The organism is Massilia sp. CT11-137, from assembly GCF_047302885.1.
Classification (GTDB): Bacteria; Pseudomonadota; Gammaproteobacteria; order Burkholderiales; family Burkholderiaceae_D; genus Telluria; species Telluria orientalis.
This window is the reverse complement of record NZ_JBKYMP010000001.1, coordinates 2,160,314-2,173,117: the sequence shown is the minus strand read 5'-3', so window position 1 is coordinate 2,173,117 and position 12,804 is coordinate 2,160,314. Positions and strand designations below refer to the sequence as shown.

The following is a 12,804-nucleotide window of genomic DNA, read 5'->3' as shown; positions in this document are numbered from 1 at the left end:
AGCGTACGCCTATTTTGAGTCACTGTTTTACCTCACCGCATCATTCCAATCTGGCTGCCGGCCAGGGCCCCCGTCCGGGCTTCGCCGGCGCCTCGCAGCTCCTCCCAGTTGCATCTGTCTGCCCGACGGCGCGCGCGTGCCGTGCGGAGCGTTTTTCCGACTTCTTTTCTGGATTGAGAACCTGATGCCACTGCCTAAACTCCCCACCAAGCCCGCAACCATTTTGCTGGCCAAGGATTACCCGAGGGCCGAACCGGGCAAGACGCCTGTGCGCGCAACCGCGAAAGCGGAAAACGACCCCGTCGAAGACCTGATCAGCGGCCCGGCCGTGCCCGCCCCCAAGGCGACGAAGCCGCGCAAGTCGAAGGCCGCGCTGCTGGCCGAGGCGCCCGCGCGCGAAGACACGCCGGTGGCTGCCCCACCCACGCCCCCGATGCCTGCACGCGGCGAAAAGCCCGCGAAACGCGGCAAGGCGAGGGCCGAAGGCGCCGGCGCCAAGCTGCGCGAGACCGACATGAACGAACCGCATCCGGCCAAGCACAAGCCGGTCGAGGTCAACGTCAAGTCGCAAGCGAGCCGCAAGGCCGACACGTCGGGCACCACGAAGGTGTTCGTGCTCGACACGAACGTGCTGATGCACGACCCGACCTCGCTGTTCCGCTTCGAGGAACACGACGTCTACCTGCCGATGATGACGCTGGAAGAACTCGACAACCACAAGAAGGGGATGTCGGAGGTCGCGCGCAACGCACGCCAGGTCTCGCGCACGCTGGACGCGCTGATCGCCAACGTCGACGACGACGCCATCGAGACCGGCATCCCGCTGGCCAAGCTGGGCAACAAGGATGCGAAGGGCCGCCTGCACTTCCAGACGCGCCTGAACGGCGCCGCCCTGCCCGAGGGACTCCCGTCCGGCAAGGCCGACAACCAGATCCTCGGTGTCGTGCGCGCGCTGGAAGCGGAGCAGCCGGGCCGCGCGATCGTGCTGGTGTCGAAGGACATCAACATGCGCATCAAGGCGCGCGCGCTGGGCCTGGCCGCCGAAGACTACTTCAACGACCACGTGCTGGAAGACACCGACCTGCTGTACTCGGGCATCGTCCAGCTGCCGGACGACTTCTGGACGAAGCACGGCAAGGGCGTCGAATCGTGGCAGGAGATCAAGGGCGGCTACTCGTCCACGTTCTACCGCATCACGGGCCCCTTGATCCCGACCCTGCTCGTCAACCAGTTCGTGTACCTGGAACCGAAGAACGGCGAAGCGCCGCTGTACGCCCAGGTCAAGCAGATCAACGGCAAGACCGCCGTGCTGCAGACCCTGCGCGACTATTCCAGCAACAAGAACAACGTGTGGGGCATCACGGCGCGCAACCGCGAGCAGAACTTCGCGCTGAACCTCCTGATGAATCCGGAAATCGACTTCGTCTCGCTGCTCGGCCAGGCCGGTACCGGCAAGACGCTGCTGGCGCTGGCCGCCGGTCTCGCGCAGGTGCTGGAGACGAAGGTCTACAACGAGATCATCGTCACCCGCGTGACCGTGCCCGTCGGCGAAGACATCGGCTTCCTGCCCGGCACCGAGGAAGAAAAGATGTCGCCGTGGATGGGCGCCTTCGACGACAACCTGGAAGTGCTGATGAAGGGCGACGGCGACGCCGGCGACTGGGGCCGCGCGGCGACGCAGGACCTGATCCGTTCGCGCATCAAGATCAAGTCGCTGAACTTCATGCGCGGCCGCACGTTCGTGAACAAATTCCTCATCATCGACGAGGCGCAGAACCTGACGCCGAAGCAGATGAAGACGCTGGTCACGCGCGCGGGCCCGGGCACGAAGATCCTCTGCCTCGGCAACATCGCGCAGATCGACACGCCTTACCTCACCGAGGGCTCGAGCGGCCTGACGTACGTGGTCGACCGCTTCAAGGGCTGGGGTCACGGCGGCCACGTGACCTTGGCGCGCGGCGAGCGTTCGCGCCTGGCGGATCACGCGAGCGACGTGCTGTAACGGTCGTACGCTCCCACAAAAAAGCCTGTGCATCGGAAGATGCACAGGCTTTTTTTACTTCGTCGTCCCCGCGAAGGCGGGGACCCAATTTTGCTGGCGTTACCGCAGCGCTTGCAAAATTGGGCCCCTGCCTGCGCAGGGGCGACGTTGTTTTGCCGTTCGGCTTAGCGCACGATGCAATCCACCGTATTCTGCTGCGCCGCAGGCCCCTGCGACGCCAGCGGTCCACCCGTACCGATATTGAACGTCGGCGGCGGCGAGAACTTCAGCCCCGGGTTCTGCGGCAGTACGATCGGCGGCGCGCTCATGTTGGGCACGAAGCCGAACTGGCCGGCCTGGAAATGCTGGGCGCCGCCCGGGTTCGTCACGACGATCATGCCGTCCAGGACCGCCACGTGCAGACCCGGCGCCAGGTCGGGCACGAGACCGGGCGTGACCGGCCCCGGCGCCTGTTTCGCCGCGGCCGCGGCTTCGACCCACTGCGCGATGAACGTCGTGCCGCGGATGCCGATCGTGGCCGCCGGCGTCTTGAGCTGGAACTTCTCCTTGTTGCGCTTGCCCAGCAGGCCCGTGATCGAACGCAGGCCGCCCTTCACGAGGCTGAATGCGGCGCTGTCGGCCTCCGGCTTGTCGGCGTCATACGCGAAGTTGTCGATCTTGAAGGTCGTGCCGGGGCGCAGCGTGATCTCGCTGTTGTCGATGAAGCGGATCTGCGCGTAGGTGTTCTTCTCCGCCACGAGCGTGTCGCCGCTCTCCACTTCCGACTTCGCTGCGAGTATCTTGACGGTGCCGTCGGCCTTGCGGTCCATCAGCGGCCCGCTCAGGTGTTCCACGATGCCCACGGCCTGCCCTGCCCATGCCGCGCCTGCGCCGAACAGCAGCACGGCGCACAGCAGGACCCGGGCCAGCGCCTCAATTGCAGTACATTTTGGTCGCAGGTTTTTCATTCTTGACTCCAGATTGTTCCGCTTGCGCGAGGCCCGACAGGCGTTCGCCCGGCTTGCCGGCCGCCGCGTCCTTGCCGCTCTTGTCGGCACCGCTGCCGGTGTTAGTGGGCGTCGACGTGTTGATGAGTTGGACGACCGTCTGTACCGCCTGGGCCACCGGCGTGCCCTGCGTGTCCTGGCCGGCGCCGGCGCCGCCGCTGAAGATCACGCAGCTGGCGTCGCCCGGATGCGTGCTGCAGAACGACGCCGTCGGCAGCACGGCCTCGCAGCCCGCCGTGTTCGGCGCCGCCGCGCAGACGGCGAGGCTCGGCAGGCGCACGTCGCAGCCCTGCAGGCTCGGGCTGCCGATGCATTGCGCCAGGGTCGGCAGCACGGCGTCGCAGCCGGGCAGTTTCGTATTGCCCTGGCATTGCGTCAGCGTGGGCAGGATGCCGCTGCAGCTCGCATCGTGGGGGTTCGCGAGGCAGGCCTGGAAGCCCAGCGCCAGCACCTGCGTACAACCTTCCAGCGACGGCGTCAGCTTGCACACGTCCAGCTTCGGCAGGATGTCGCCGCAGCCCGCGCCGGACGGATTCGCGAGGCAGGCGTCGAACCGGGCGCGCGCCAGCACGGCCGCACAGCCGTAGGCGCTGCCGTCCGCGCGGCACTGGTCCAGCGGCGGCAAGGTCGCCGTGCAGCCCGGCGCCTTCGGATCGGCGATGCAGGCGCTGATGGCGTCGTGCTCCTTGATGACGACGGCGCAGCCATAGGTCGCCGGCGCCGTCTTGCAGACGTCGTACACGGGCAACGTGGTCGTGCAGCCCGGCGCCTTCGGGTCGGCCATGCACGCGGTGATCGCGTCGTGTTCCTTGATGATGGGGCCGCAGCCCGGCGCGGTGGGCTGGGCCGAGCACGTCTCGTACGTCGGCATGATCTCGCCGCAGTGCGGGGCGGACGGATTCGCCGTGCAGGCCTGCAGCGCGGCCGCCAGCACGGGGGCGCAGCCGGCCGCGGTGCGGTCGGCGAGGCAGGCGTCGAGTGTCGGCGTTGGCGTCGGGGTCGGCGTCGTCGTGCCATCGTTCGTGGCGATGATGTCGACGTGCGCGCCCGTGACCCTGTTCGGCGCGATCTCCGTGGTGCCTGCCGTGATGGTGACGTTGCCGGTGACCGACATCACGTTGGCGCGGTCGCTGATCTTGAGGACGCCGCCATTGTCGGCGAAGAGGCGCACGTTGCCGCTCGTCGTCGCCACGCGGCCATCGATGGTCAGCGGGCTGTGCGTCGTGAGGCTGATGTCGCCGCTGTTGGTCCGTACTTCGCCGGCGCCGTTGGTCTCGACGAACGCGGGCACGATCATGCCGCCCACGCTGTCGATGGCGATCGCGCCAGCATTGCCCTCACCGTCCTGCACGGCCCGGCGCAGCTCGAGGAAACCCGTATTGGCGATGTTGATCGGCAGGCTGCCCGTGCCCTGGTTGGACGCCGTCAGGATACCGGTGCTTGTCTTGAGCGGGCTCGTCGTGGTGCCGATGCCGGCGCTGGACTTCAGCGTCAGCGTGCCGGCCTGCAGCAGGCCGCTGCCCGCGATGCCCGCCGCGTCCAGGGTCGCGCCGGCGCCGGTGATGCCGGCATCGAGCGTCAGGAGACCGCCGGTGATGACTTGCACGCTGGCGTTGGGCGCGGCGATGCCGCTCATGCCGTCGACGGTGCCGATGCGCAGGGCGCCCCGGTTCACGACGTGGAACGGGTCGCCGCTCGCACTGCCGGACAGCGTGCCGATCTCGTTGGCGCCGGTGAGAATCACCTGGCCGCCGCGCAGCGCCACATTGCCCGCCCTGACGGTGCCGCTGTTCTGCTCATAGATGCCCGCGGTCGACGTCAGCGCCAGCGTGCCGGTTGCACCCAACGCGTCCTTGATCGCCAGCTCGCCGGCGCCCGCATCGAGGGTCAGCTTCGCGCCCGCGAAGCTCGCGGCGCCGTCGACGTCGATGCCGCCCCAGCCGCCGGCCAGCCCGCCGATCGTGAGATCGTTCGTCCGCACATTGGACAGGGCCGCCTGGCCGATCATGAAGCCGTCGGACTGGCCCGTGCCGCCGATGCCGATGTGCGTGCCCGCGCTGTTGGGCTGCAGCGTGACCTTGTCGGCGGACACGGTCGCGCCGATCCCCAGCCAGTCGCCCTGCAGCAGCACGGATTTCGCTGCCTTCACGCTGCCCGCGACGTCGATCCGGCCACCCGGCGCGTACTGGCTCGCGATGAAGCGGCTGGCCGCGTTCGCGGTCAGGTCGACGGGTGCGCCGATGTGGATGTCGCCGGCGTTTTCCAGCACCACGTTGGTCGCCGCGGCGAGCGCGCTGTCCACGGACACGGTGCCCTTGTGCGCGCTGTTGCCCACGTTGATCTCGAACAGGTTGCTGCTCAGGCGCTGCAGGGATGCGGCGTCCAGCGCCAGCGCACCCGTGCTGCCGGTCCCCGTGCCGATGCGGATGGCGCGGCCCGGATCGGCCGACGTCAGGGTCAGGATCGGCAACTGGCCGGTGCCGGCACCGGTTCCCGCGATACTGCCCGCCAGCGTGATCTGGTTGGCGCTGACGTCGATGTAGTTCCCGGTCTTGAGCAGGCCGTTGGCGCCCAGCGTGAACGCATTCTGCGCGCGGAAATCGAGGTCGCCGCCCGCGCTCACCCGGGCGTTGACGCGGATGTCGTTACCCGCCGTCGCGCGTACGCTGGCGGCTGCGTCCAGCGCGTCCGTGATGGTGAGGTCGTGCTCCGCCTGCAGGACGACGTCCGTGCCGGGGGCCGTGAGCGTGGCAGGCGCCAGGCGGGTGACGTCGTCCGTGTCCGCCGCGCCGCCCGCCACGACCTCGATGTCGTACGGGTCCAGCAGCCACGTGCCGTTCGTCCCCTTGCTGCCGGAGGCGTCGACCGCGATGCCGTCCACGTCGAGCACATGGCCCGACGTCTCGACCTTGCCGCCGGCCGCGCTGCCGCGTGCCGAGACGATGCCGTGCGCCGCCGTCGCGCCATCGGACCACAGCACGACCTTGCCGCCGTTGCCGCCGTGGTTACCACCACTGCCGTCGGCACGGATGACGGCGCCCTTCGCTACCGTGGTGGCCTGCGCGCGCATGATGCCGCCGCCGCCCTGCCAGCCGCCGCCGACGAGCACCGTGCCGCCATTGCGGCCGCTCGCATCCACGCCCGCGCCCGCGGCGACATCCACCTGCTGGCCCAGCACCTGCACCGTGCCGCCGTCCGCGCCCGCGCTACCGGCAGCGCGCGTCACGCTGCCCGCGTCCAGCGCGACCGCGCGGCTCGCTTTCAGGACGACACGGCCGTTCGCGCCCATGACGGCGCTGTCCGCGTTGACGACGCCGCGCTGGTTCACCAGGGCGCCGTAGATGCCGATGCGGCCGCCCTGCGCGATCACCTGCCCAAGGTTGATGGCCTGTCCGGCCGGCGCGGAAAGCTCCACACGCAGGTCCGGATCGTTCGAATCCACCAGTTGCACGCTGTGGCCCGCCGCGAGGATCACGTCGCCGTTCGGTGCCGTGACGATGCCCGTGTTCTCGACATTCGGCGCGATCAGGAAGACCTGGCCGCCGGACGGCGTCGCGATCGTGCCCTCGTTGCGCACGCTGCCCGCGACGGTACCCGCCTGGAAGCGCTTGCGGCCCGCCTGGAAGTCGGCGTCGCTGATGTTCAGGGTGGAGGCCACGAGACCGTTCACGTCCACGCGCGCCCCCTGGCCGAACAGGATACCGTTCGGGTTGATCAGGAAGACCTTGCCGTTCGATTGCAGCGCGCCGAGGATCTTCGTCGGGTCCTGGCCCAGCACGCGGTTCAGCACCGCGCTGTCCGCGCTCTGCTGGATGAAGCGCGTGACCTCGCCGGCGCCGATATTGAAACTCTGCCAGTTGATGATCGCGCCAGGCGTGTTCGTGATCGAGAACACGTTGCCCTGCTGGTTGAACGTCGCCTGGCCGGCGACGACCTGCGGCAGCGTGGGCGCGGCAGAACCGGTGGCGCAGTAACACGCCGCGAGCAGCAGCGCACCGAGCCGTCTTTGGATGGAAGAAGTCATGGATGGATCCTCAATACGCGAGCGCCACGCGCACGTGGAGCTTGTTCCTGCTGGTGGCCGCCACCTGGCCGACGTGCAGGCCGTGGCCGTAGTCGAGCTGCACGCTGGCCGCGCTGCCCGCCGAGACACGCAGGCCGAGGCCCGTGCTGGAGATCGCGGTGCGATGCAGCTCGGCCGGGAGTGCGCGATTGCGCTCGCCCCAGGCCGTGTCGTAGAAGCCGAGCAGGCGGCATTGCCAGCCCACGCGGCCGCACAGGTCGGGCGTGTACAGTTCGATGTTGGAGACGATGCCCGTGTCCGTCGCGAGATCGCGTTCGCCGAAGCCGCGCACGGTCGTCGCGCCGCCGGCGCCGAACTGCTCGCCCGGCACCAGCGCATCATGCGTCCACTGGCCGTTCAGCAGCACGCGCGTCTGCCAGTCGGCGGCCACGATGCTGGTGAGGGCGGCCGCGAAGCGCACCATGCGGTAGCCGGCCCTGGCGCCGCTGCGCACGGCCGCGAAGTCGTCCGCGCTGCCGCGCGCGCCGCCCGGCACGTTCTGCAGCAGGGCGATCGAGAAATCGGCCTGGCCGTCGGCCGTCGCATGGGTGCCGGCCCAGGCGATGCTCAGCGGACGCACGGTGACGTCGTTGCCGAAGTTCTGCGTGCCGAAGACGACGTTGTTGCGGTAGGCCTTGACGTCGAAACCAAGGACGATGCGGCTCTCCAGGTTGCCGCGCTTGGGCAGCACGTGGTTGTAGCGGCCGCCGTAGACCGTGCCCTTGCCGCTCACGGCGAGGTCGAACAGCCCGGCATTGACGGCGCCCGAGTCGACGTCCGAATAGCTCGCGAACAGGTCGATGGAATCGCCCAGCGCGTACAGCGGCACGTGGTAGCCGGCGGCCCACACGGCCACGCGGTCCGGGCGCTCGGCCGTCGTCGTGTACTGCAGGGTGCCCACGTGGTCGCGGCCCCACAGGTTCGCATGCTGCAGCAGCACGCCCGCGTGGGTCTTGCCGGTGGATTCGGTGCCCGTGTTGTCGGCGTTGAACATCACCTTCCACGGGCGCTCGTCTGCCACCTCGACCTTCGCGTCGACCGCGTCTTCGCCATTCGCGTCGGCACCGGCGAGGCTCAGCTTGACCTTCTTCGCCGGGTTCTCGTTGACGAGCCGGAGGTTGCGCGACACCTCGGCCAGGTTGGGCGTCGCGCCCGGGACCAGCGTGGGCAGGCTCGCGCGCACGTTCGCCTCGGAGAACCAGCGGTTGCCCGTCACCTCGACCTGGCGCACTTTCGTCTGGACGACGTGCAGGCGCACGACGCCGCCATTGAGTTCCTGTTCCGGCAACTGGACGGTGACGACGTTCCAGCCGCGCGCGTGGTACAGCGCCTCGAGCGCTTCCAGGGCGCGCTGGACGTCGCCGAAGTCGCGGCCGGCGCCCGTGTACGGGGCGACGGCGGCCTGCACGTCGGCGGCGGGCAGCAGCGTGTTGCCGCTCACGTCGTAGCGGCTGATCTCGAACCGGATCGCATCGTCGGCCCAGGCGGCGCCGGCGGCGGCAGCCAGCACCGAGCCCGCGACCAGGCGTGCCAAGCGTAGTTTCATGTTGTGGATGACCATATCGTTATTGTTCTGGCCCATGCATCCCCGGGCCCCTCGACGAGTGTAAAGAGGTTTTACTTGCTTGAGAGAAAAATAATGGAGAATGCCGGCTTCTTCCCCACGGGATGGGGGGAATACCGGATACCGCGTTGTGCGACCGATACATCCGCCGTCGCCCCCGCGAAGGCGGGGGCCCAATTTCCGCGACCAAGCCGGGAACGACGGTGTCTTACGAAACGGGCTATTTCGTCTCGAACGTCGTCACCCCATCCCACCCTGCCCCCGGCGGGTCCGCACGCCAGTGCGCGATCCGTTCCAGATACAGGGCGTAGAGCGCGCGCTGCGGATGCGCCGCGTGCAGCGCCGCGATCGCGCCTTGCGCGCCATCCCAGTCCCGCATGCGCACCCTGGCCAGCGCCGCATCCCACGCGGCCAGTTCGTCCAGCACGGCGGGATCGAGATCGGCCGGCTTGCCGAGCGGTTCGAAGATCGCCACCGGCTCGTTCTTGCCCTTTACGCGCACGAGATCCAGTTCGCGGTAGACGAATTCCGGCGCGGCCAGGCGCGTGGCCTCCCCGACCGCGATCCCGACGCCGTACACCTTCGTGATGCCTTCCAGGCGCGAGCCGAGGTTCACCGCGTCGCCCATCACCGTGTAAGCGCGGCGGATCGCGGAGCCCATGTCGCCCACGTGCATCAGGCCCGAGTTGATGCCGATGCCGATCGCGAGCGGGGGCCAGCCGCGCCGCTGGAAATCCTCGTTCAGGCGCGCCGCGCTGGCCTGCATCAGCAGCGACGTGGCCACCGCGCGGCTCGCGTGGTCGGCAAAGGCGACGGGCGCGCCCCAGAAAGCCATCACGGCGTCGCCGATGTATTTGTCGAGTGTGCCCTGGTGGCTGCCGCGGATGTCCTCGGACATCGCGGTGAGATAGAGATTGATGTACTCGCGCAGCGCCTTCGGCGACAGTCCTTCCGAAATCGTCGTGAAGCCGCGCACGTCGACGAACATCACGGACAGCTCGCGGCTTTCGCCTTCCATCGTATAGGCTTCCGGATTCTCGGCCATCTGCGCGACCAGTTCCGGCGCCACGTATTCGCCGAAGCGCGAGACGAGCGCGCGGCCCTTGCGGTGCTCGAAGAACCAGCCCCACGCCAGGTTCAGCACGAACAGCACGGCGATCAGCAACAGGCAGATGAACATGTCCGTCGTCCAGTCGAGCGCACGGTAGGCGTACCAGTTGAGGCCCACGACGGCCGCGAAGGCGAAGCCGGACGTGAGCACGGCCGCCAGCGGCGCGAGGGCCGGCAGCAGCAGCGACAGCGCCAGCCCGACGACGATCACCTGGGCGAACTCGATGCCGGACGCGTAGTCGGGATGCGTCTTGTAGTGCTGGTCGAGGATCGACTTGATGACGTTGGCGTGCACCTCGACGCCGGGGTACTCCTTGTTGACGGGCGTGGCGCGCAAGTCCTGCAGGCCGGGCGCCGTCGTCCCCACCAGCACGATCGCGCCCTTCAGCACGCGCGGGTCGATCCGACCCGCCAGCACGTCCGCCGCCGACACGTAGCGGAACGCCCCGCCCTGCGGCCCGCCCGTGCCGCGGAACTGCACGGCCGTGAGCAGGCCCAGGCCGACCGGGATGCGGCGCTTGCCGCGCGTTCCCACCACGCGGATGGCGTCGGCGGCGCCGCTGTCCGCATCGTACTTGCCGAAGTCCGGCGTCATCTTGCCGGCATCCAGGTACACGGCGGCCGTCGCCAGCGCGAGCGACGGGTAGTAGCCCGCGCCGATCTGCTGCAGCAGCGAACTGGAGCGCACCATGCCGTCGTCGTCCGAGATCACCGTGAAGCTGCCGGCGCCGCGCGCGGCCGCCTGCAGGCGCGCCAGGTTGGCCTCGTAGCCATCGGCGGCGTAGGCGACCAGTTCGCGCCCCTGCAGGTCGGCCGCCGTGAACGCGGGCGCCGGCAGCACGCCCCGCTTCACGGCGGCCAGGTTATAGCCCAGCACCACGGGCCGCCCCTGCAGCGCCTTGGCGAACAGGCCGTCGTAGTCGAGCGCCGGCTGCAGTTGCGCCAGTTGCGCGCGCAGCGCGGGAACGTCCCTCAGCTCGTGCGCCGCCAGGCGGTCCAGCACCGCGTAGCCGGAACTCGTGTCCGGCTCGGGAAAGGAGATGTCGAAGCCGATCGCGGCGGCGCCATACCGGCCGGCCAGCTGGTCGACCAGCTTCGCCAGCACGTTGCGGCTCCAGGGAAAGCGCCCGACCTCGCCCAGGCTTTTCGTGTCGATGTCGACGATGACGATGCGCGGATCGAGCACGGGCGCCTCCAGGCGCATGCGCAAATCGCCGATGATGGTGTCCTGGCGCGCGATCGCGTGGCTGCTCCAGATGCCCATCACGTACGCCAGCGCGGCCAGCGTGAGCGCCAGCCCCAGTGCCCAGCGCGCGCCGTAGCGCCGCAGCAGCTTCACGGCGTATAACCCGGGATCGCGGCCTCGTCGACGTGGTCGATCTGCGACGGATCCAGGTTCTTGCGCGCGAATTTCAGGTACACCTTCTGGCGCACGAAGATGTCGAACAGGTCCGGGTCGATGTGGCCGTTGAGGGCGAACTTGCCGAGGATGTGGAGCGATTCGGACAGCGACTTGCCCTTCTTGTACGGACGGTCGCGCGCCGTGAGGGCCTCGAAGATGTCGGCGATGGCCATCACGCGCGCCTGCACGGACATCTGCTCGCGCGTGAGGCCGCGCGGATAACCCTTGCCGTCCATGCGCTCGTGGTGGCCGCCGGCGTATTCCGGGACGTTCTTGAGGTGCTTCGGCCAGGGCAGGGATTCGAGCATGCGGATGGTCACGACGATGTGGTTGTTGATGATCTTGCGTTCATCGTCGTTGAGTGTACCAAAGCGCACGGTCAGGTTGCGTACCTCGTCCTCGTCGAGGAAATCGCGCTCGACGCCGTCCGGACCCGTCCAGCGAACCGCGGCGATGCGGCGCACGCGCTCCTGGTCGTCGGGCGACATGCCTTCGCCGCCGATGTTCGCCTGGCGCAGGAAGTCGCGGTCCGCGCGCAGGCGCGCCTGCTCGGACGCGAGGCGGTCGGCGATCGTGGCGCGGTTCGCCTCGGGCTGGCATTGCTCCTTCAGCGCGCGGATCTCGGCGTCGCGCAACAGCACCTCGAAGCGCGTATCGATCATGTGGATGCGGTCGAAGATCGTCTCCAGCTTCGTCGCCTTGTCGACGACGTGGACCGGCGTCGTGATCTTGCCGCAGTCGTGCAGCAGGCCGGCCAGCCACAGTTCGCGGCGGTCGCGGTCGCTCATCCGAAACGACGCCATCGGCCCGATGGGCGTCTCGTGGACGGCCTCGGCCAGCATCATCGTCAGCTCCGGCACGAACTGGCAATGACGGCCCGTGTACGGCGATTTTTCGTCGATGCCGATGTTGATCAGGTTGACGAGGGCTTCCAGCAGCTGTTCCATCTGCACGACGAGCTGCTGGTTCGTGAGCGCGACGGCCGCCTGCGCCGCCAGCGCCTCGATGAAGCGCTGGTCGGTATCGGAGAACACGCCGATCTCGCCGGTGTCCCGGTTCTTCGCGTTGATCAGCTGGAGCACGCCGAGCAGTTCGCCCTCGTGGTTCGTCATCGGCACCGTCAGGATCGACTTGGACCGGTAGCCGAACGTCTGGTCGAACGAACGCATGCCCGAGAAGTTGAAGACGTCGGCCTTGTACACGTCGGCGATGTTCACGGACTGGTGGAAGTTGGCCGCATAGGCCGCCACCGACGCGAGGTTCTTGTTGCCGTGCTGGTCGTACAGGGGAATCGGCTGCAGGTCGATCGACACACCGCTGGCGCCGCCCTGGTACATCTCCAGCGTGTCGTTCAGCGAGATGTGGAAGCACAGGCTGCGCTCGTCGCTGCTCGGGCGGTACAGCGTGCCGCCGTCCGCATGCGTCATGCTCTTGGCGACCTTCAGGATGCGGTCGAGGAAGGCGCCGATGTCATGGCCGTCGCCGAGGGCGACGCTGACCTCCGTGAGCAGGTCGAGGCGCTCTACGATATTGGCCGGGGTGAGCTCTTGCATGTGATGTATCGCCACATTAGTTGCCGCTGTGAAATTCTACCACAGTGTAACGTCATTACGCCCTGCTGTACACCAACCGATGCATAATTGCAAATTCCAGATAACCAGTTACAAATAAACGTTA

General features: G+C 68.3%; 6 protein-coding genes. 1 reads left to right on the top strand and 5 read right to left on the bottom strand.

The features are described 5' to 3' along the window. Positions 1 to 184 precede the first annotated feature (184 nt). Complete coding sequence (locus tag ACEN98_RS09760; RefSeq protein WP_413383859.1) at positions 185 to 2,002, top strand: PhoH family protein; 1,818 nt, start codon at positions 185 to 187, stop codon at positions 2,000 to 2,002. Positions 2,003 to 2,166: 164 nt separating this feature from the next. On the opposite strand, the gene ACEN98_RS09755 is transcribed toward ACEN98_RS09760, so the two are convergent. From ACEN98_RS09755 to ACEN98_RS09735, 5 genes are all read right to left on the bottom strand, one after another. Continuing rightward, entirely contained in the window at positions 2,167 to 2,949 is a 783-nt protein-coding gene (locus ACEN98_RS09755) for a FecR domain-containing protein (RefSeq protein WP_413383857.1), read from the bottom strand. Then, positions 2,915 to 7,012 carry a filamentous hemagglutinin N-terminal domain-containing protein gene (locus ACEN98_RS09750; protein ID WP_413383854.1) on the bottom strand — a complete coding sequence of 1,366 codons (4,098 nt, stop codon included), beginning with the start codon at positions 7,010 to 7,012 and terminating at the stop codon, positions 2,915 to 2,917. The genes ACEN98_RS09755 and ACEN98_RS09750 overlap by 35 nt, the downstream gene beginning before the upstream one ends. Positions 7,013 to 7,022: 10 nt before the next feature. Next, entirely contained in the window at positions 7,023 to 8,597 is a 1,575-nt protein-coding gene (locus ACEN98_RS09745; RefSeq protein WP_413383852.1) for a ShlB/FhaC/HecB family hemolysin secretion/activation protein, read from the bottom strand. Positions 8,598 to 8,835: 238 nt separating this feature from the next. Then, positions 8,836 to 11,064 carry a CHASE2 domain-containing protein gene (locus ACEN98_RS09740; RefSeq protein ID WP_413383850.1) on the bottom strand — a complete coding sequence of 743 codons (2,229 nt, stop codon included), beginning with the start codon at positions 11,062 to 11,064 and terminating at the stop codon, positions 8,836 to 8,838. Beyond that, positions 11,061 to 12,680, bottom strand: coding sequence for a GAF and HD-GYP domain-containing protein (locus ACEN98_RS09735; RefSeq protein ID WP_413383848.1), 1,620 nt, complete (start codon positions 12,678 to 12,680; stop codon positions 11,061 to 11,063). Before ACEN98_RS09735 ends, ACEN98_RS09740 begins: the two co-directional genes overlap by 4 nt. Positions 12,681 to 12,804: the final 124 nt, after the last annotated feature.